This window comes from Candidatus Accumulibacter similis, from assembly GCA_013347225.1.
In the GTDB taxonomy this organism is placed as follows: Bacteria; Pseudomonadota; Gammaproteobacteria; order Burkholderiales; family Rhodocyclaceae; genus Accumulibacter; species Accumulibacter similis.
In genome coordinates this window covers 3,348,281-3,367,693 of sequence record CP054595.1, presented here as the reverse complement: position 1 = coordinate 3,367,693, position 19,413 = coordinate 3,348,281, and the positions used below count along the sequence as shown (strand labels likewise).

The following is a 19,413-nucleotide window of genomic DNA, read 5'->3' as shown; positions in this document are numbered from 1 at the left end:
CAAGGCTACCACTTATCCTGCTGTCCGAAATTCCGGGGCCCCCTCTGGGCCTGGCAGCCGTACACTTTGACTTGGAGTGCCAGAAACGCATCGGCACTTCATGCGGCAACGAAACGGTAGCCCACGCCGGTTTCCGTGATGATGTGTCTTGGCTGCGCCGGGTCATCTTCGATCTTCTTGCGCAGCAGCCCCATATAGACCCGGACGTAATGGCTGTCGTCGGCATGCGCTGGACCCCAGACCGCCTTGAGCAGTTGGCGATGCGTCAGAACACTGTCCGGATGAGTGACCAGGAAGGCCAGCAGGCGATACTCGATGGGTGTCAGATGCAGGTGCTCTCCTGCTCGCTCGACCAGTCGCTTGCCAAGATCGACACGCATCTTGCCGAATTCAAGGACCGTAGAGCCGTTGCCACTGGCACTGGAGCGGCGTCGCAACTGTGCACGAACGCGAGCCAGCAGTTCCGCCGCCCCAAAGGGTTTCGTCACATAGTCGTCGGCACCCGAGTCCAGAGCACCCACCTTGTCGGCTTCGGTTGTCCGTGCCGACAACACGATGATGGGGATACCGGACCAGGCGCGCAGGTCGCGGATGAAATCCACGCCATCACCGTCAGGCAGGCCAAGGTCGAGCACGACCATGTCCGGTCTGCGGGTGCCGGCCGCGATCAGGCCACGCTGCATGGAGTCGGTCTCGTAGACCTGGCAGCCTTCTGCTTCCAGCGACATCCTGATGAAGCGCCTGATGTTGGGTTCGTCCTCGATGACGAGAACCACGGGCAGTGGTTCGTTCACTTCGGGTTTTCCTCCTCAGCGCCATCCAGTGAAGGTGGAGTGCCACGCGGCAGGGAGAACACGAAGCGTGCTCCACCACCGCTGCGGCTTTCTGCCCGAATGGTGCCACCATGCGCAGCGACAATGGCGCGGCAGATCGCCAGCCCGAGACCCACTCCTGACGTCGCACTTTCCTTCTGGCCGCGCTCGAACTTGCTGAAGATGAGTTCCTCCTTTCCAAGCGGCAGCCCGGGTCCGTCATCCTCGACCCAGACCTCCACCTGATCGCGGGAGGCCGGCGCGGCGCCAATTTCGATCGTGCTTCCGGCGGGTGTGTATGTGAAGGCGTTCTCCAGGAGATTGCACAGCACACGTTCTACCAGTACGGCGTCAAATTCCAGCAAAGGTAGTTCGTCCGCCAGGTTGACGTCAACCCGATGGCCAGCCATCGTCGATCGCATCGCCTTGATGGCGCTGCCGACCACTTCCTCCAGTGGTTGCCATTGTCGATTGAGCTTGACTGCACCGGCCTGCAGGCGAGCCATGTCGAGCAGGTTGTTGAACAGGGAACTCATGCGCAGCGCCTCTTCGCGCATGGACGCGGCTATCTCGCATTGCTCTCCCGTCGGCGGTGGCTGCGTCATTGACATCGAGTCGGCCAGGGCAACCAGCGCCGCGAGCGGCGTGCGCAGATCATGTGAGATCGCTGACAGCAGCGAATTGCGCAGGCGCTCCGACTCCATCTGCACCGTGGTTGTCCGCGCCACATCGACGTAATGGACACGCTCGAGGGAAATGGCGATCAACCGGGCGAAAGTATCCAGGAGGCGACGCTGCTCAGGGGCCATCAGCCGCCGCGCGTGGCTCGGCTCCAGAACCAGCACGCCGCGCGTGCGCATCGGCGCCTTGAGGGGAATATACAGGAGGGGACTGCCGGCGAGGGTGTCGGTGCCGCAACCGGCCTCGGCACAGTGGTCGAAGGCCCACTGGCTGATGCCCACGTCTACCGCTGGCCCACCACCGGGCACCTGAATCGGTTCGTGCAGCCGGTCCCGCTCGTCGGCGAGCATGATGGCGGCGCGGGCGCCGAACCCGGTAGCGGCGAAACGCTGGCTGATTTCGGCGATCTGCTCCGGCATCAGAGCGCCAGACAGATCGCGCGACATTTCATAGAGTGCCCTGACCCGCTGTTCGCGACGACTGGCGACGCGGGCCTGGAACTTGAGGTCCGCGGTCAGCTTGGCGGTGACCAGGCCGACGGCAAGCATGACGGCGAAAGTCATCAGGTATTGCACGTCGCCGACGGCGAACGAAAATCGCGGCGGCACGAAGAAGAAGTCGAAGGCCGCCACATTCAGGAAGGCCGCGGCGACTGCCGGGCCGAGACCATAACGGACTGCGGAAAGAACGACCGCCATCAGGAAGAGCATGGCGATGTTGGCACGGTCGAACACCGTGTGCAGCGGCATGGCAATGAGCGTCGCCAGCGCACAAAACACCGAACTCATCGCGAAAGACTGCCAGGGGGCGCGCAGCCGGTCGAGCAGCGACTCGCCGGTTGATTCCGCCTCCTGCCGCCTGTCGGCCGGCGTGTCCTCGCGCGCGACCTGGATGATGTCGAGATCGGGTGCAAGCTTGCCGACACGGTCAGCGAATGAGCGCTTCCAGGGTCGCCAGCCCTGCGGATGGTCGCGGCCGACAATGACCTTCGACAGGTTGTGGTCGCGCGCATAGTCGATGATGGTCGCAATCGCGTCGCTGCCGGAGAGGCTGGCTGTTTCCGACCCCATCTCCTGTGCCAGCTTGAGACTCTTGAGGATCTGCAAGCGCCGCTTTTCCGAGAGATGTCGCAGTTCCGGCGTCTCGACGTAGACCACGTGCCACGGCACGTCGAGCCTGGCGGCAATGCGGGCGGCGCTGCGGATGATCCGGTCGCTGCCATCTCCCGGGCCGATGCAGGCGAGAAGCGACTCACTCGTCTGCCAGGCGCGAGTGACCGACTTGTCGCGCCGATACTGGATCATCTCGCTGTCAACGCGGTCGGCGGTGCGGCGCAGTGCGAGTTCGCGCAGCGCGATCAGATTGCCCTTGCGAAAGAAATTCTGGATCGCGCGCTCGGCCTGCTGCGGCAGATAGACCTTGCCTTCCTTGAGTCGCTGCAGCAGTTCGTCAGGTGTCAGGTCGACGAGAACGACTTCATCCGCGGCATCGAAGACGTGGTCAGGAACGGTCTCCCAGACCCGGATGCCGGTAATCCCGCCGACAACGTCGTTGAGGGTCTCCAGGTGCTGCACGTTGACGGTCGAATAGACGTCGATACCGGACGACTGCAGTTCCTCGACATCCTGCCAGCGCTTGGCGTGGCGCGAACCCGGCACGTTGGAATGGGCGAGTTCGTCGACCAGGAGAAGGGCAGGCTTGCGTGCCAGAGCCCCGTCGATGTCGAACTCCTGCAACACCCTGTCACGGTAGGCCACCGCCTTCAGGGGCAGGCGTTCCAGTCCCGTCAGCAGGGCTTCCGTCTCCTTGCGGCCATGGGTTTCGACGACACCGATGACGACGTCCGTACCTTGCTCGTTCTGCTGGCGCGCGGCCGACAGCATGGCGTAGGTCTTGCCGACACCGGCCGAAGCGCCGAAGAAGATCTTCAGCTTGCCGCGGGCGGCACGAACCTCCTCTTCCTTGATCCTGTCGAGGATTCGATCGGGATCGGGGCGGCTGTCCTTCATCTTCTTCTTGCTGCTCCTCGAGGCGAGAGCCAGGTTGATGGCGTCAGAGGGCGCGACCGCACGGGCGGCCGCGCCGTGCCCGTTCAGCGCGCGTGTGCATCGAGGGCGAGGTTGAGGTTCAGGACATGGACGCGCGGTTCCCCGAAGACGCCGAGGTCGCGACCCTCGGTATTCTCGGCGACGAGTTGCCGCACGGCCTTTGCTTCAAGGTGGCGGGTGCGGGCGACGCGCTCCACCTGGTAGTCGGCAGCGGCCGGGCTGATGTGTGGGTCGAGGCCGCTTGCCGAAGCGGTGACCAGGTCGATCGGTACCGGTCGCTGGTTGCCCGGATCGGCGGCGCGCAGCGCCGCAACCCGAGCCTTGACGGCATCGGCGAGGCTCGGGTTCAGGGGCCCCTGGTTCGAGCCCGCTGATGCGGCAGCATTGTAGGGCTGGGGCGCTGTTGCCGACGGGCGGCCCCAGAAGTACTTCGGATCGCTGAAGTTCTGGCCGACCAGCGCCGAGCCGATCGGCTTGCCATCCCGGATGATCAGGCTGCCGGCGGCGGCATCGGGAAAGGCGATCCGCGCCACGGCGGTCACCAGCATCGGATAGACGAGACCGGTCACGACCGACAACAACGCGAACAGGGAGAGGGCAGGGCGCAGCAACGCTTTCATTGGTGCCTCCTCAGGCAAGACCGGCGGCGGCCAGCGCCATGTCGATCAGCTTGATGCCGATAAAGGGGGCGACCAGGCCACCGAGGCCGTAGATCGCCAGATTGCGACGCAGCAGGGTGGCGGCGCCGACGGCGTGATAGCGGATACCCTTGAGGGCCAGCGGAATCAGCGCGATGATGATCAGGGCGTTGAAGATGACCGCCGAGAGGATCGCCGAGGCCGGGCTGGCCAGACCCATCACGTTGAGTGCCGCAAGCGCCGGATAGGTGCTGACGAAGGCGGCCGGAACGATTGCGAAATACTTGGCGACATCGTTGGCGACGCTGAAGGTGGTCAGCGCGCCGCGCGTCATCAACATCTGCTTGCCGGTCTCGACGACTTCGATCAGCTTGGTCGGGTTCGAGTCGAGGTCGACCATGTTGCCGGCTTCCTTCGCGGCCTGCGTGCCGGTATTCATCGCCACGGCGACGTCGGCCTGGGCCAGGGCCGGTGCGTCATTGGTGCCGTCGCCGGTCATCGCCACCAGACGGCCTTCGCTCTGGTACCGGCGGATCAGCGCCAGCTTGGCTTCCGGTGTCGCTTCCGAAAGAAAATCATCGACGCCGGCCTCGGCGGCGATTGCAGCTGCCGTCAGGCGGTTGTCGCCAGTGATCATCACCGTCTTGATCCCCATCTGCCGCAGTTCGGCGAAGCGTTCCTTGATGCCGCCCTTGACGACGTCCTTCAGTTCGACGACGCCGAGCACGCGCGTGTCATCGGCCACCACCAGCGGCGTGCTGCCGCGGCGTGCCGCCGCGTCCACGGCCGTCAGCACGGACTGTGGCATGGCGCCACCGAGGCCCTCGACATGCTGGCGGATGGCATCGGTTGCGCCTTTGCGAATCTGCCGCCCGGGCACATCGACGCCGCTCATCCGTGTTTGCGCCGAGAAGTGCACGAACTGCGCTTCGAGCGCATGCACATCGCGCTCGCGCAGATTGAAGCGCTGCTTGGCGAGAACGACGATGCTGCGCCCCTCGGGCGTTTCGTCGGCGAGCGACGCCAGTTGCGCTGCGTCGGCGAGTTCGGCCTCGCTGACCCCGTCGGCGGGCAGGAAGGCCGCCGCCTGGCGATTGCCCAGCGTGATCGTGCCGGTCTTGTCGAGCAGCAGCACGTCGACGTCGCCGGCGGCTTCGACCGCGCGGCCGGACGTGGCGATGACGTTGGCCTGCATCATGCGGCTCATGCCGGCGACGCCGACGGCCGAAAGCAGGCCGGCGATGGTGGTCGGAATCAGGCACACCAGCAGCGCGATGAGGACCGTGATGCTGACCGGCGAACCCGACCCGGCCACCGCAACGCTGAACCGGGAGAAGGGCAGCAGGGTCGCGGTGACGCCGAGGAAAACGATGGTCAGGGCCGCCAGCAGGATCGCCAGCGCGATTTCGTTCGGTGTCTTTTGCCGCTTCGCCGTCTCGACCATGGCGATCATCCGATCGACGAAGGTCTCGCCGGGATTGACGGTGACGCGCACGACGAGCCAGTCGGAGAGCACGCGCGTGCCGCCGGTGACCGCCGAGAAATCACCGCCTGATTCGCGGATGACCGGCGCCGATTCGCCGGTGATTGCCGATTCATCGACCGAGGCGACGCCTTCGATCACCTCGCCGTCAGCGGGAATCGTTTCGCCGGTGGTGACCAGGACGACGTTGCCGACGCGCAGGTCGTCCGCGGGAACCGTGTGCCACTCGGCGTCGGCGCGCGGGGCGCTCAACCGCTTCGCCCAGGTTTCCTTCTTCAGGCCGCGCAGTGACGCCGCCTGCGCCTTGCTGCGCCCTTCGGCGAGTGCTTCCGCGAAGTTGGCGAAGAGCACGGTAAACCACAGCCAGATCGCGACGCCGAGGACGAACGCCGTCGACTCCTGGCCCGGGCCGCCGAGCGCCGGGACCGCGGCGAGTGTGGTCAGGATCGAGCCGATGAAGACGACGAACATGACCGGATTGCGCCACTGCACGCGTGGATCCAGCTTGCGGAACGAGTCGACGATGGCCGGCGTGACGAGCGCCGGGTCGAAAAGGGAAAAGGTCCTGCGTGTCATCAGATTCTCCAGCGGATCATCGCGTCGACCACAGCACGAGATGCTCGACCAGCGGTCCGAGCGCCAACGCGGGCACATAGTTGAGCAGACCGACCAGCAGCACGACACCGACCAGCAGCACGACGAACAGCGGGCCGTGCGTCGGCAGGGTCCCGGCGGTCACCGAGATCCGCTTCTTGGCGGCCAGCGACCCGGCCATCGCCAGCACCGGTACGATCACGGCAAAACGGCCAAACCACATCGACAGTGCCAGCAGCACATTGTAGAAAGGTGTGTTGGCCGAGAGTCCGGCGAACGCGCTGCCGTTGTTGTTGGCTGCCGACGAGAAGGCGTAGAGGATTTCGGCAAAGCCGTGCGCGCCCGGGTTGACGATGCCGGCCCGGCCAGCGTCGGTCGTCACGGCAACGGCGGTGCCGACGAGGACCAGCAGGGGCGTCGCGAGGATGGCGATCGACGTCATCTTCATCTCGTGCGCCTCGATCTTCTTGCCCAGGTATTCCGGCGTCCGTCCGATCATCAGTCCGGCGATGAATACCGCCATCACGGCAAAGATCAGCATGCCGTAGAGGCCGGAACCGACACCGCCGAAGACGACTTCACCGAGTTGCATCATCACCAGTGGCACGGCACCGCCGAGCGGCGTGAACGAGTCGTGCATCGCATTGACCGCACCGCAGGACGCGGCCGTGGTGATCGTCGCAAAAAGGGCCGAATCGGCGATACCGAAGCGCGCTTCCTTGCCCTCCATGTTGCCGTCGGTCAAGGCGGTGGTGCGCACGCCCGTCGCCTCGGTTTCGCCGACCTGCGCCAGCAGCGGATTGCCTTGCTGCTCGAAGCTGATCGCGCCGATGGCAAAGCTGACGAAGAGCAGCGCCATCCCGGCAAACACCGTCCAGCCCTGGCGTTCGTCGCCGACGATGCAGCCGAAGGTGATGCACAGCGCGCCGGGAATCAGGAAGATCGACAGCATCTGCAGGAAGTTCACCAATGGCGTCGGGTTCTCGAACGGGTGCGCCGAGTTGGCGTTGAAGAAGCCGCCGCCGTTGGTGCCGAGCATCTTGATCGCTTCCTGCGAAGCAACCGGGCCCATGGCCAGGGTCTGGGTCGTCGTCGATGCAGCTTCCGTCACCGGGTTGCCCTGCTCGTCCTTCAGGATCTGGCCGTCGGCGTCGAGCTTTGGCGCATGATATGTGGTCACGTCGACGGTGTTCACTTCCTGATAGGTGGCGAAGTTCTGGATCACGCCCTGACTGCTCAGGAACAGCGCGAAAAGCAGTGACAGCGGCAGCAGAATCCAGATGGTGGCGCGAAAGATGTCTGCCCACGCATTGCCGATGCCAGCCGCCGAATGCCGTGCAAAGCCGCGGATGAGCGCGATGGCGACGGCGATGCCGGTTGCCGCGGAAACGAAGTTCTGCACCGTCAGGCCAAGCATCTGGATCAGGTAGCCCATCGTCGATTCGCCGCCATAGCCCTGCCAGTTGGTGTTGGTGACGAAGCTCACCGCCGTGTTGAAGGCCGAATCGGGGCTGACATTGGCCATCGCCTGCGGATTCAATGGCAACCACAGTTGCAGGCGCTGCAGGGCATAGACGGCGAGCAGGCCGAGCGCGTTGAACAGCAGTACCGCCAGTGCATACTGCAGCCAGCCCATCTCTTCGTCGCGCTGGATACCACAGGCCCGGAACACCGCTCTCTCGACGCCGCTGACGCAGGTCTCGTGATTCCCCATCGTCATGACCCTGGAGATGTAGATGCCCATTGGTCGGGCCAGGAGCAGCAACATCGCCATGAAAAGACCGAGCAGGATCCATGCGTGGTCGTTCATGAGAAGTCCTCCGGAAACAGCAGCGCCACGATCAGATAGACCAACAGGCCGCCGGCGGCGAGGCCGGCGAGGATGGTGAGCAGGCTCATGCGCGGCCTCCGGTCAGGCGGGCGCAGCCATGGGCGAGCGCCACGACAAGCCCGAACAGCAGGGCCAGCGCGGTCAGATAGACGACATCCATTGCATTCCTCCAGTCAGGGTGTTGACAAACGGAATGCTAGGCCGGTGACCATCAAGATGGTCGAAAAGGCGGTGAACCGCGTGTAAAGACACGATAAAGATCACGCGTCCGCGACAGTCGTTGTGGCTGCCACGGCAGACGCGCAACGGGCGCCGCGGTCGATCAGGCTGGTTCGCACCGTGTGGGCGCGTCCGAGGTGCTTCGCATGGCGTGCGAGCCTGTCGGGGCGCGCGGGCAGGCGATGGACGCCGGCATGGGCGGCCGGCGCCCGGCGGCGGTGCCATCAGGGCCTCTGATTACAGGCTCGCCATGTCAATCACGAATCGGTACTTGACGTCGCTCTTCAGCATCCGCTCGTACGCCGTATTGATGTAATCAATCGGGATCGTCTCGACGTCGGAAAGGATCTGATGGTCGGCGCAGAAATCGAGCATCTCCTGCGTCTCTTTGATGCCGCCGATCAGCGAGCCGGCGATGCGGCGGCGCTTGAAGATCAGGTTGAAGACATTCGACGGCGGGTGTGGCTCCGCCGGGGCGCCGACCAGTGCCATCGTGCCGTCGCGCTTGAGCAGTTGCAGATAGGCGTCGAGGTCGTGCGGCGCCGCCACCGTGTTCAGGATGAAATCCAGTTGGTTGGCCTGTGCAGCCATCTGTTCGGGGCTGGTGGAAATGCACACAACATCGGCGCCAAGCTGCTTGCCGTCGTCGCTCTTGCCGGGTGAGGTGGTGAACAGGACGACGTGGGCGCCGAGTGCGTGCGCGATCTTGACCCCCATGTGGCCGAGTCCTCCGAGACCGACGATGCCGACCTTTCTGCCCGGTCCGGCGCCCCAATGGCGCAGCGGCGAGTAGGTCGTGATCCCGGCGCAGAGGAGGGGGGCGACACGTGCCAGATCCTTCTCGTCGTGCCTGACATGCAGGACAAAGGACTCCTTGACGACGATCGTTCGCGAATAGCCGCCGAAGGTATTCTCGCCGCCGAACACCGGACCGTTGTAGGTTCCAGTGAAACCGTTTTCGCAGTATTGCTCGTCACCCTCATGGCAGGAATGGCAATGGCCACAACTGTCGATCATGCAGCCGACGCCGGCCAGATCACCGACCTTGAAGCCGCGGACACCATCACCGACGGCGACGACGCGGCCGACGATCTCGTGCCCGGGGACACAGGGGTATTGGGTGTTGTGCCACTCGCCGCGAGCGGTGTGCAGATCCGAGTGGCAAACACCGCAATACAGAATCTCGATCTGCACATCCTCCGCGCCCGGGTTGCGGCGGTGCAGTTCAAAGGGTGCCAGCGCGCCCGTGCTGCTGTGGGCCGCGTATGCTTTGGTCTTGATCATCGCTGAATCCTTCCTCTGGACATTGGGCAGACAGGTCTTGCCGCTCGTGACCAGGACTCGAGGTGCCGTGGCCGAGCGCTGCCAATGGTACGCCAATGCCGCGGTTGCGAATGCGGCGCGGAGCCGTCGGCAGATCAGGCAGGAACTTCAGAGGATCGGCCCGGCTCGGCAGCGGGGATCGGGGCCGACTGTGCGCCCTGGACAGCCCGCAGCAGCCCGCGGGATGGGCCCGATCTTCGGTGCGTCCTGGCGCTGCCTCGGCCAGGATGGTCGGACATGCTGCGCCACGTGGCGTGCTCGGTGTCCACTCCGTCAGGCGTCGGTGGTCGACGGCGGTCGTTGGCGGTGCCTCGGCTCAGATCCGTGGCGTCAGCCCGTCGGCGAGCGAGAGGCGATAGGCTGAATAGCCGGGGACCAGACTCGCCAGCAGGCCGGCAGCGACGACGGCCGCCAGCAGCCGCAGTTCGTCGGCGGAAACCCACTGCGCCTGCAGCGAGAGACCGAAGTGCGCCTGCACGAGCGGCGCGAGCAGTGCGGTCAGCAGAGCCAGCAGCGCGACGCCGAGGAGAGCGCCGAGAAGAGTGACGAAAAGCGCCTCGGCGCTCAGCAGGAGGAACAGTTCGCCGGGCCGGGCGCCCACCGAGCGCAGGATGGCGAGCTCGCGGCGGCGTTCGCCGAGGCTGGCCAGGATGACCGCGACGAGGCCGGCGAGGCCGACGACAACGACCATCGCCGAAACCGCCAGCAGCGTTCGTTCGACAAGGCCGACCATCTGCCAGAGCTGGTCGAGGGCAACGCCGGGCAGCACCGCCAGCAGCGGCTCGTCGGCGTGGTTGTTGATCTGGCGCTGCACCCGGAACACCGCGGCGCGGTTCTTCAGCCCGACCAGCGCAGCGGTGATCTCCTTGGGCCGGAGGTCGAACTTGCGCACGTGTTCGGGCGGGATCGACAGCCCCGGCAGCGGTGCGCCACCTGCCCAGTCGAGATGGATGGCGGTGATCGCTTCCAGGCTGACATGCAGCGTGCGGTCGACGGGTGTACCGGTACGCGCGAGGATGCCGACCACCGTGAACGGCTTGTCGTCATGCCCGGCGAGACTGACGTCGCCCATCCCGTGGTTGATGACGATGCTGTCACCGAGGCTGTAGCCGAGCCTTTCCGCCACCTCGGCGCCGAGCACCGTGTCGAAGGGACCGGAGAACGGCGCGCCGGCGGCGAACGTCAGCGGTTGCCCGTCGCCGTAGCGGAAATGCTCGAAATAGGCTGTGGTCGTGCCGAGCACCGGCAGGCCGTGATGCGAATCGCCGAGCGACAGCGGGATGGCCCAGGCCACGGCCGGATTCTCCGCAACCGTCAGGTAGCTCTGCCAGCGGATGTTGTTGCTCGCCTCGCCGAGGCGGAAGACGGCGTAGAGCATCAGTTGGACGGCGCTGGTGCGGGCGCCGACGACGAGGTCGGTCCCGGAGACCGACAGCGCGAAGCTGTTGCGCGCTTCGTGGCGAACGCGCTCGACGCCGAGCAGCAGGGTGACGCTGAGGGCGACGGCGACCAGCGTCATGCCGAGCGTCAGGCGCCGGTTGCAGGCGCTGCGCACGGCCAGCATGAGCAGCCACTTCATTGCGTGACCTCGCCGCTGCCCGTGGCGCCGAGCGCGCTCAACGACAGCTCGCGGTCGAAACCAGCCGCCAGCCGGCGGTCGTGGCTGACGAAAAGCAGGGTGCTGCCGCTGCGCTCGCACTCGTCTCGCAGCAGTTCGAGGAACGCACCCTGTCGCTCGGCATCGAGCGCCGAGGTCGGCTCATCGGCGATGACGATCTCGGGCTGCCCGATCAGCGCGCGGGCCGCGGCGACCCGCTGCTGCTGGCCGACGCTCAGGCGGGTGACCTGACGCCCGTGCAGTGATGGGTCGAGGTCCAGTTGTGCCAGCAGGCGGCGCGCCTCGGTTGCCGGCGTGTTGCCGGCAGCCGTCGCCCACGCCAGCCGGCGGGCCGAAAAGCGGCACGCCAGGAGGACGTTGTCGACCAGCGAAAGATAGGGGACGAGGTTGAACTGCTGAAAGATGAAGCCGACGTGGTCGGCCCGGAAACGGTCACGGGCTGCCGGCCGGAGCTGCGTCAGATCGCTGCCGAGCAGCTGCAGGCGGCCGCGTTCGGGTACGAGGACGCCACCGAGCAACCCGAGCAGGGTGCTCTTGCCGCTGCCGCTCGGGCCGTGGAGAAAGATGCGTTCGCCCGCTTGCGCTTCGAAGAGGGGAATGTCGAGGCAGAAGCCCGCGTCGTTGGCCCAGCGGAAGCGCAGATCCCTGATCTGGATGACCGTCGCCGGCATGTCCCTACCAGGAGACGCGCCGCTGCTGCGGCGACAGACGGGCGGCGGACTGCCCGCGTGGTCCGGCGACCTGCACGTCGATCCGCTGCAGTCTGGGGAAGCTCGCAAAGAGGCCGACTTCGAGGTCGCGCAGTGCTGCAGGATCCTGGCAGCGGAAGACGAAGCTGCCGTCGAGGTCGGCATGGGCATCGTCGCCGGACTGCGGCGACGGCTGCAACAGCGGCGACTCGAGTTCGACGGAGATCGCGCTGCAGCGGGCTGCCGGCGACGGCGTGAAGACAGCGCCAGCCTGGCGCAGTCGGTCGGCCATGAGTCGCACCGCCTGCTTCTGCTTTTCGCTTCGCGGTGCGTGCTCGAAGCCGAGGAGATTCGCGAGCGGCGTCTCGAACTGCAGCGTGAGCGTGCCGCCGTCAATGGCGACCTGCAGGCTGGCCACCCCATGAACGTGCGCAGCGCTCCTGCCGGCCAGGGCCGGCAGAGGCAGCACACAGATGGCGGCGAGCAGGCAGGGCAGGGCAGATGTCTTCATTCGAGGCCTCCGGGTGACGGCCGGATTGAAGCACAACCTCATTGTAAATGCAACAGGATTGCGTCTGGGTGCCGCGCTGCCGGCCGGCGCCAGCGAGGTGGCGCGTCGGCCGTCGGTCCGGCGGCCGACTGGCCGCCAGCGCGGGCGCGTGGCACCGAATTGGGCGATAATCGGCCTCCTCGACTCGCGGCCGGCTGCGGCGTCGCTGACAGCCGCAGGGAGCCGGCATCAGCAGCAGCGCCGCCAGAGCAGGGAGCGACTGCCGTCGCTTGCCGGCGCCGTGGCTTCATCGGCGACGGGCGCCGCAAGGCTCGGGGTGTCTCGCGAACAAGGATGCAAAGCATGTGGCTGATCCTGCTGCCTTTTCACCGCCGGCCGCGCCGCTGCGCCGCCGCTGGCGACGACCCGCGGCCGACGGGTGCCGCCGTCGGTCGCAAGCGGGTGGCGGGACGGAGAGCGGCACTGGCGGCGGCGCCTGCCGGGGCACAACTGGCTGCTGGCGCGGTGCCGTCGTGAGCCAGTACGCCAGCAGATCGCCCAACTCGTCATTGGCCGAGTTCCTCGCTGTCGGTGTCGTTGCCGAGGACGTCCCGTCGCTCTTTCCGCTGCTCTCGGCACGGCCCTTGCTGGCGGCTTTCGTCGCCCTCTTTCGCGGCGGTGACGACGAGGTGCTGATCCGCCTGTCGGTCCTCAAGGGAATCGGTACGCGCGCCGAGTCACCCTTCTGGTCGCCGCGCGAACTCGAGGAGCAGTTCGTCTGGCTCGACCCGGTCAAGCTCGACACGGTGCTCAAGCGCTTGCGCGAACACGAACTGCTGATCTGGGACGGCGAGCAGCGGTTGTATCATCTGGCGCCAAGCGGCCGCATGGCGCTGGCGGCGATCGACCTGATGCTGCAGTTCGCCGCCGAGGAGGATGCCGAACTCGGCTTTCTCGCTTCGCAGGTGGCTGCCGGCGGTGCCGTCGGTCGCCTGTCCGCGGACACCCTGCGCCACCTGCTGGCGCGCCTGGCCGAGCTGGAAGCGCAGTTCGCCGCCGCCGTCGCTTCCGGCTCCGAGTTCCGCCTCGTCGCCGCGCAGGCGCGCCTGCAATCGGTGTGGAAATGGATGGAGAAGGGCACCGCCATCCTCGCCAGCCTCTCGGAAGAGGGCTTCGACGACGCCACCTGGCGGCTGGCGCAGGAGATCGGTTCGCGGCAGTCGCGGATCATGCGCATGACTTCCGTCTTCCAGCGCGAACTGGCGGCGATCGCCCGCCAGCGTGTCCACCTGTCGCAGGGCGGGCTGTCGTCGTCGGACGTCGCCGCGTGGCTGAAGGGACTCGAGCTCGAGCAGGTGGCGGCGCTGGCCGACGGCGCCCTGCGCATCGTCCCGGAGCCGGTGTTCGCGCTGCAGGATGTGATGCTCGACATCGCCGAGGCCGAACTGATCGACCGCCAGCACCCGGATCGCCGTCGTTCGAGCCTGCCGCCACCGGCGGCGGTGGCGACGACGCGCGAGTTGCCGGTCGAACCACCGCCCGAGCTCGCTGCCCTCCTGCAGGCGTTGCTGCACCTCGACAGCGCGATCCCGGTTGCAGACGTGGTCGTCGGCGGCAGTTTCCGGTCGGCGTCCTACCGCCTTTCGCTGCTGCCTTTCCTTGGCGAGGACAAGGCGCCATCCGACCTGGCGCCATTGGCGGCGCTGCCGGTGCAACTGCTGTGGTCGGCCGAGGCGGCGGCAGGGGAGTTGGCGGCGGTCAACCGCGCCGAGGTGGCGGCGATCACGCCCGGCTGCATCGCGCCGCTGCCGGACCTGCTCCGAAACCTGCCTGGATGAGCCGCACATGGAAGCTGCACCATTGATCGCCCGCCTTCTTGCCCGTCGCAGCCTGCCACGCAGCGATCCCGGCGTCTGCCGCCTGCTGGTCGATGCCGGTCTGCGCGGCGAGGTCGAGGCGCGGCTGGCCGCCTGCGGACTGCGGCTCCTCGACCATCCATATGCGGCGCATGTCGCGATCGGTGTCGACCGCGCCGCCGAGAGCGCCGTCTTCGAAACCGACAAGGACTGGCAGGCGAGCAACATCGGCCTGTCGCGCGATGTCGTGGCGCTGCTGGTGCTGCTCTGGGCGCTGATCATCCTGCCCAAGCGCGAGCGCCAGATCAGCCGCGACAGTCTCGAGAGCCAGGGCCAGAGCGACCTCTTCGGTGCCTCGCGGCCGGTCGACCGCGACAGCGCGGCGGTCTCCGGCGTCGTCGCCGAAAGCGCGCTGCTCGAAGACTACGGCAAGCTGCTCGGGGGCAAGGCACGCGTCCGGCAGTTCATGTTGCCGACGCTCAACCGGCTCGGATTCATCGAGCGTCGGCTGGGGATGATTCACGAGGGTCCGCTGCTCGACCTGGCCCTCGACTACGCGGAACTGGCGCCGCGCATCCTGCAGGGCGCGCTCGGCGATCTGCTGCGCCAGCGGTCGGCCGAGGAGGCCTGATGTTCCGTTTCGAGAAGCTCGAACTCGTCCACTGGGACTACTGGCAGCGGCTCGAGATCCCGCTGGCGGCGCCCATCGTCACCATCGTCGGCCCCAACGGTTCGGGCAAGACGACGCTGCTCGATGCGCTGCGCACGCTGCTGGCGCTCGAGTGCTCCGGGCACGGCAGCCGCAAGCGCGACTACAAGCGCTACGTGCGGCGCAACGGCGAGGACTTCGCCTGGCTGCGCGCGGTCGTCGACAATCGTCGGCTGCCCAACCATCGGCGCCCCTTCTGGCCGCCACACCAGGAGGAACAGGTGACGCTGGCGTGCCGCATCGAGCGCAAGGGCGGCGACTGGGCGCGGGTCTATTTCCTCGCAGCGGGCGATGTGGCGATCGAGCGCATCGAGACCGAAGGCACCGAGTACGGGGTCCGCGACTGGCGGCAACTGCTGCACCAGGCCGGGCTGACGCCGGCGCTGGCGCGGGTGCTGTCGCTCGAGCAGGGGCAGACCGACAAGCTCTGCGAACTCTCCGGCAGGGAACTGCTCGACCTCGTCTTCCAGGTCTTTGGCGACAAGGAGACGCTCGACCGCTATGCCGAGGCGCGCGCGCACCAGGAACTGGTGAACGCCGAGCTGAAGGCGATGCAGGGTGAGGAGTCGCGGCTGGCCAACGAACTCGAACGCTTCGAGCAGAAGGTGAACCGTCACCTCGAGTGGCAGGCTCTGGCCAGCGAAAGGCAGGCGCTGGCCGCCGAGACGCGGCCACGGCTCGAGTTCCATTCGCTCAACGAATCGATCCGCGGTGCCCGTCGCCAGTTGGCGGCAACCCGCCGTGACTGGCGGCGAGTACGCGACGAGCTGCGGGCGCGCGGCGACGAACTGCCGTTGCGACAACAGGCCATGCTCGCAGGCGTCGCGGCCCGGCTGGCTGCCGAGACGGCCGAGCAGGTGGCGAACGCGGCGCTCAACCAGGCCAATGCCGAGAGAACCCGCTGGCTGACCCGGCTCGAGGAGCGTCAGCGCCTGCTCGCGGCGGCGCGTGTCGAGGGCGGCGATCCGCTCGCCGACCAGGAGGCGCTCGAACGGGCCGAAGCCGACCGCGATGACTTGCGCCTGCAGTTGGCGGCCGGCAGTGGCGAACTGGCACAGGTCGCCGAACTGCTGCGCAACCTGAGCGCCGGCCGGCGCGCCGACCCGGCGGACGTCAGCCGTTTCCGCGCGGCGCTGCATGGCGCCGGCATCGGCCACTCGCTGCTCGCCGAGCGGCTCGAGATCACCGATGAGGGCTGGTCGAATGCCATCGAAGCCGTCCTCGCTCCGTTCGCGCACATCGTTCTGCTCGACGACCCGCAGCAGGCCGAAGAGGCCTTCGTTCTCGGCGAGCGCCTGCATTACCGCCACTATGTGGTTCCGGAAACCGTCGCCGTCCACGCAGCCGGAGCGGGCTCGCTGCTCGAGGTGCTGCGGCTGACCGGGCCGGTGCCGGAGTGGTTGGTCCACGTCCTGCAGCGCACCCAGCGTGTCGAGGACGCCGCCGTCGGCGCCCGCCTGCCGCGCGGTCAGGACTGGGTCAGCCGCCAGGGCTACCTGCGCGAGCGGCGTGGTGGCCGGCACGCCGCACCCGGGCTGCCACGCTTTGGGCAGGCCCGGATGGCCGCATTGCGCCAGCGTCAGGGCGAGCTCGAGAATGACCTGGCGCCGTTGCGACAGCGCCTGCACGAGGTCGAGCGCGACATCGCTGCCCGGCGCCAGCGTCTTTCCGGCAGCGACGCGCGGCGCGACCTGGCGGCTCGCGCCGGCGAGTTTGCCGAAGCCGGCAATGCACTGCAGCGAGCCGACGAGGCGCACCGGAGCGCCGCCCGCGCGGCACAGGGCGCTCGCCAGGCACGTCAGGAGTCGGAAGAGGCGCTGCGCGCGGCGCAGCTTGCCGAGACCGCCATCGCCAGTCAGATCGCCGCTCTGCGCAGCAGCCTGCCCGGTCTCGAGAATCTCGCCGGCCGGCGCGAGCAGGCGGAACGTCTGCGCCGGCTGCGCCGGCAACGCCGCGAGTTGCCGCTCGCCTGGCAGGAGACAGCAGGCAACCAGGCGCTGGCCGAGCAGTGGGGCGACGTACGCGCGATCGACCGCCGTCTCGCCGAGATCGAGCGCCGCTTTGCGCAGGAATCCTGGGAGACCGATGCCACCGTCGTCGCCCTGCGCGACAACCTGCGCGACAGCCTGCAACGCCAGCAGCGCGAGGTCAGCGACCGTCGCCGCGACAACGACATGGCGCGCGCGCAGACCGATGCCGCACGCAGCGAGTACGTCAAGGTCCTGCGCCACACCGCCAGCCGCTATGCGAAGAACCTGCGCCTGCTCGGCGAGATGGCCGGCGTCCGTGTCGAAGTCGAACTGCCGCCGCTGGCTGCCGACGAGAGTTCGCTGGCGCAGGCGGCGCTGGTCGTCCGCTTCGAGTTCGATGCCAAGGGCCTGATGGGAATGAACGATTCGGATGCCTCCGGAGGCCAGCAGGTCGTCAAGTCGCTGGTCCTGCTCGTCGGGCTGATGATGGAGGAAGCGCATCCGGGCGGCTTCGTCTTCATCGACGAGCCCTTTGCCCACCTCGACATCATGAACATCGAGCGCGTCAGTGCATTCCTCAGGGCGACCCGCGCGCAGTACCTGCTGACGACGCCGGTGACGCACAATGTCGGCGTCTACGACCCGGCGGCGATCACCCTGGTCACCGCCAAGAAGCGTCCCGACGAGCGCTGGGCAAGTCGCGTCGGGGTCCTCGTGCGACAGGCGGCCGATCTGGCAACGCCTGCCGGAAATGCCTGAGCGGATCGAGTCGCTCGGCGACGGCCCGCCGTGGCGGCGGCGCCGGCGCCGTTTCGAGGGTCCGCGACTGGCCCCCGACACCCTGCCGGCCGAGCGCCGCCAACTGCTGGCGCGCTGGCTCCGGCGCGGCGGCAACAGTCGCTGGGAGACTCTCGCGGGCGATGCCGGCAAGGCCTATCCGCTGGCGCAGGCGCTGCTCGAGTGGCTCGTGCAGGCCGGCTGGGCGGTGGTCAGCGAAGAGCTGCGCGGGCAGGCCTGGTGGCCGAGCAAGGTCGAGATCGTCGATCGCGGAGCGTTGCTGACGGCGCTTGGCCTGCCCGATCCGCAGGCTGCACGGCAGGCCTGGGAGGGCACCGAGCACATGCACTTCGTGCATCCGGAACTGCTCGCCGCTGCCGGGACACTTGCCGCGCTGCCGCCGGCACGCGCGCTGCGCCGCCTGTCGCTGCTCGAACGGCTCGAGTGTTGGCACGCCGAAGAGCGCAGCGGAACGCGGCGCGATTTCGCCTGGTTTGCCCGTAACGACACGAAAAGCATCAGTGAAGCCGAGTGGAACTGGCTCGGCGAGCACTGCGACCTGGCCGCTTTCGGCATCTGCGGCCATACGCCGCAACTCCTGGTTGCCGCACCGCTGCTGCTGCACCTGCAGGCGCGCGGGCGCCGCCCGGGCAGCCTCGCACTCGATGTCTCGGCCGACTGGATCGGCCTGACACCGGCGACGGTTGCCGCCACCGTGCACGTCGATGGCGGCCTGCGCTGCTGGCGACTGGTCGAGAACCGCAGCAGCTTCGAGCGCGTCGCCCGCCGGCGCCAGTTGGGCGACGGCGTCGTCTGGCTGCCCGGTTTCCCGCCGGGCTGGTGGCGGACGGCGATGGCGCGGCTGCTTGCGTACGCGCCGGCAGCGGCCGACATCGCCTGCGACCCCGACCCGGCCGGCATCGCCATCGCGCTCGAGGCCGGACGCATCTGGGAGGCCGCGGGTCTTGCCTGGCAGGCGCCGGAAATGGCCGCCGAGCGGTTGCGCGGCCTGCCGCAACGCAAGCCGCTGACCGAAGCCGATCGCCGGCAGCTCGAGCGGCTGCGCGCCGCAGGATTGCCGGCGACGCTCGCGGGACTCGCGGCGGCGCTCGACGAACTCGGCGAGAAGGGGGAGCAGGAGGGCTATCTGTGATGTCGTCGCAGCCGGGCGCGACGGCGGGCAGCCTCTTCGCCGCGCTGCCGCCGATCGGCGAGACCAGCGAGGAGTTCGTGCAGCTCCTGCGGCGACGTGGTCTGGTCATCGAGCGCATCGTCTCGAGCGGCCAGGCGAGCCCGCCCGGCTTCTGGTACGACCAGCCGGAGGCGGAATGGGTGCTGCTGCTGCAGGGCGAGGCGCTGCTGCGCTTCGCCGACGAAGACGAGGCGCGCCGCCTGCAGGCCGGTGACTGGCTGGACATCGCCGCACACCGTCGCCACCGCATCGAGCGGACGGCGCCCGATCGCCTGACGATCTGGCTGGCGGTGTTCTACGACGACGAAGGCCCGCCGCCAGTCGGGGCTGCCGGATCGCCGAGCGCATGAATGGCCTTCCGGTACCGCCGTCGGTCCTGAACCTTGCCGCGAAAGGCAACAATGAGGATTGACCATCCCGTCGACATGGTGGTGTGTGGCAGGGATCACGTCCGGCAAGAAGAGGGGAGTTCTACGGCAGACG

At 67.6% G+C, this 19,413-nt stretch carries 16 protein-coding genes; 6 read left to right on the top strand and 10 right to left on the bottom strand.

All coding sequences use genetic code 11. The annotated features are described in order from the left end of the window. Positions 1-98 precede the first annotated feature (98 nt). The 10 genes from kdpE to HT579_14615 form a co-directional block, all read right to left on the bottom strand. Complete coding sequence (gene kdpE, locus HT579_14660) at positions 99-794, bottom strand: two-component system response regulator KdpE (protein QKS30054.1); 696 nt, start codon at positions 792-794, stop codon at positions 99-101. Further along, a complete protein-coding gene (kdbD, locus tag HT579_14655; GenBank protein QKS30053.1) occupies positions 791-3,502 on the bottom strand; it encodes a two-component system sensor histidine kinase KdbD in 2,712 nt (903 codons plus the stop codon). Before kdbD ends, kdpE begins: the two co-directional genes overlap by 4 nt. Before the next feature lie 83 nt (positions 3,503-3,585). Continuing rightward, positions 3,586-4,161, bottom strand: coding sequence for a potassium-transporting ATPase subunit KdpC (gene kdpC, locus HT579_14650; GenBank protein QKS30052.1), 576 nt, complete (start codon positions 4,159-4,161; stop codon positions 3,586-3,588). A 10-nt stretch (positions 4,162-4,171) separates the two neighbouring features. Continuing rightward, on the bottom strand, positions 4,172-6,238 hold the full coding sequence (kdpB, locus tag HT579_14645) for a potassium-transporting ATPase subunit KdpB (protein QKS30051.1): 2,067 nt from the start codon (positions 6,236-6,238) through the stop codon (positions 4,172-4,174). A gap of 16 nt (positions 6,239-6,254) precedes the next feature. After that, entirely contained in the window at positions 6,255-8,066 is a 1,812-nt protein-coding gene (gene kdpA, locus HT579_14640) for a potassium-transporting ATPase subunit KdpA (protein ID QKS30050.1), read from the bottom strand. Further along, the gene (locus HT579_14635; protein ID QKS30049.1) at positions 8,063-8,155 is read right to left on the bottom strand and encodes a potassium-transporting ATPase subunit F; all 93 of its coding nucleotides are present in this window, start codon (positions 8,153-8,155) and stop codon (positions 8,063-8,065) included. The genes kdpA and HT579_14635 overlap by 4 nt, the downstream gene beginning before the upstream one ends. Positions 8,156-8,543: 388 nt before the next feature. Further along, positions 8,544-9,590, bottom strand: a complete 1,047-nt coding sequence (locus tag HT579_14630) for an NAD(P)-dependent alcohol dehydrogenase (protein QKS30048.1) — start codon at positions 9,588-9,590, stop codon at positions 8,544-8,546. 355 nt (positions 9,591-9,945) lie between these two features. Beyond that, positions 9,946-11,208: an ABC transporter permease gene (locus HT579_14625; protein QKS30047.1), complete on the bottom strand. Its 1,263-nt coding sequence runs from the start codon at positions 11,206-11,208 to the stop codon at positions 9,946-9,948. Beyond that, a complete protein-coding gene (locus HT579_14620; protein ID QKS30046.1) occupies positions 11,205-11,918 on the bottom strand; it encodes an ATP-binding cassette domain-containing protein in 714 nt (237 codons plus the stop codon). The genes HT579_14625 and HT579_14620 overlap by 4 nt, the downstream gene beginning before the upstream one ends. A 4-nt stretch (positions 11,919-11,922) precedes the next feature. Then, positions 11,923-12,447 (bottom strand): DUF2796 domain-containing protein, encoded by a 525-nt coding sequence (locus HT579_14615; protein ID QKS30045.1) that lies wholly within the window; start codon positions 12,445-12,447, stop codon positions 11,923-11,925. A 342-nt stretch (positions 12,448-12,789) separates the two neighbouring features. On the opposite strand from HT579_14615, the gene HT579_14610 reads away from it, so the two are divergent. From HT579_14610 to HT579_14585, 6 genes are read left to right on the top strand one after another with little or no spacing between them, the layout of a single operon-like run. Further along, complete coding sequence (locus HT579_14610) at positions 12,790-12,963, top strand: hypothetical protein (GenBank protein QKS30044.1); 174 nt, start codon at positions 12,790-12,792, stop codon at positions 12,961-12,963. Then, positions 12,960-14,264, top strand: coding sequence for a hypothetical protein (locus HT579_14605; protein ID QKS30043.1), 1,305 nt, complete (start codon positions 12,960-12,962; stop codon positions 14,262-14,264). Before HT579_14610 ends, HT579_14605 begins: the two co-directional genes overlap by 4 nt. Positions 14,265-14,271: 7 nt before the next feature. Further along, the gene (locus tag HT579_14600) at positions 14,272-14,913 is read left to right on the top strand and encodes a hypothetical protein (GenBank protein ID QKS30042.1); all 642 of its coding nucleotides are present in this window, start codon (positions 14,272-14,274) and stop codon (positions 14,911-14,913) included. Continuing rightward, complete coding sequence (locus HT579_14595; protein ID QKS30041.1) at positions 14,913-17,720, top strand: AAA family ATPase; 2,808 nt, start codon at positions 14,913-14,915, stop codon at positions 17,718-17,720. The genes HT579_14600 and HT579_14595 overlap by 1 nt, the downstream gene beginning before the upstream one ends. Further along, complete coding sequence (locus HT579_14590) at positions 17,713-18,891, top strand: hypothetical protein (protein ID QKS30040.1); 1,179 nt, start codon at positions 17,713-17,715, stop codon at positions 18,889-18,891. The genes HT579_14595 and HT579_14590 overlap by 8 nt, the downstream gene beginning before the upstream one ends. Next, positions 18,891-19,280, top strand: a complete 390-nt coding sequence (locus HT579_14585) for a cupin (GenBank protein ID QKS30039.1) — start codon at positions 18,891-18,893, stop codon at positions 19,278-19,280. The genes HT579_14590 and HT579_14585 overlap by 1 nt, the downstream gene beginning before the upstream one ends. The last annotated feature ends 133 nt before the right edge of the window (positions 19,281-19,413 follow it).

Coding starts and splice junctions, on each gene's coding strand:
- HT579_14635 (QKS30049.1), bottom strand. CDS start 8,155: ATGAGCCTGCTCACCATCCTCGCCGGCCTCGCCGCCGGCGGCCTGTTG.
- HT579_14615 (QKS30045.1), bottom strand. CDS start 12,447: ATGAAGACATCTGCCCTGCCCTGCCTGCTCGCCGCCATCTGTGTGCTG.
- HT579_14585 (QKS30039.1), top strand. CDS start 18,891: ATGTCGTCGCAGCCGGGCGCGACGGCGGGCAGCCTCTTCGCCGCGCTG.
- kdbD (QKS30053.1), bottom strand. CDS start 3,502: ATGAAGGACAGCCGCCCCGATCCCGATCGAATCCTCGACAGGATCAAG.
- HT579_14625 (QKS30047.1), bottom strand. CDS start 11,208: ATGAAGTGGCTGCTCATGCTGGCCGTGCGCAGCGCCTGCAACCGGCGC.
- HT579_14600 (QKS30042.1), top strand. CDS start 14,272: ATGGAAGCTGCACCATTGATCGCCCGCCTTCTTGCCCGTCGCAGCCTG.
- HT579_14590 (QKS30040.1), top strand. CDS start 17,713: ATGCCTGAGCGGATCGAGTCGCTCGGCGACGGCCCGCCGTGGCGGCGG.
- kdpA (QKS30050.1), bottom strand. CDS start 8,066: ATGAACGACCACGCATGGATCCTGCTCGGTCTTTTCATGGCGATGTTG.
- kdpB (QKS30051.1), bottom strand. CDS start 6,238: ATGACACGCAGGACCTTTTCCCTTTTCGACCCGGCGCTCGTCACGCCG.
- HT579_14620 (QKS30046.1), bottom strand. CDS start 11,918: ATGCCGGCGACGGTCATCCAGATCAGGGATCTGCGCTTCCGCTGGGCC.
- kdpC (QKS30052.1), bottom strand. CDS start 4,161: ATGAAAGCGTTGCTGCGCCCTGCCCTCTCCCTGTTCGCGTTGTTGTCG.
- HT579_14595 (QKS30041.1), top strand. CDS start 14,913: ATGTTCCGTTTCGAGAAGCTCGAACTCGTCCACTGGGACTACTGGCAG.
- HT579_14610 (QKS30044.1), top strand. CDS start 12,790: ATGTGGCTGATCCTGCTGCCTTTTCACCGCCGGCCGCGCCGCTGCGCC.
- HT579_14630 (QKS30048.1), bottom strand. CDS start 9,590: ATGATCAAGACCAAAGCATACGCGGCCCACAGCAGCACGGGCGCGCTG.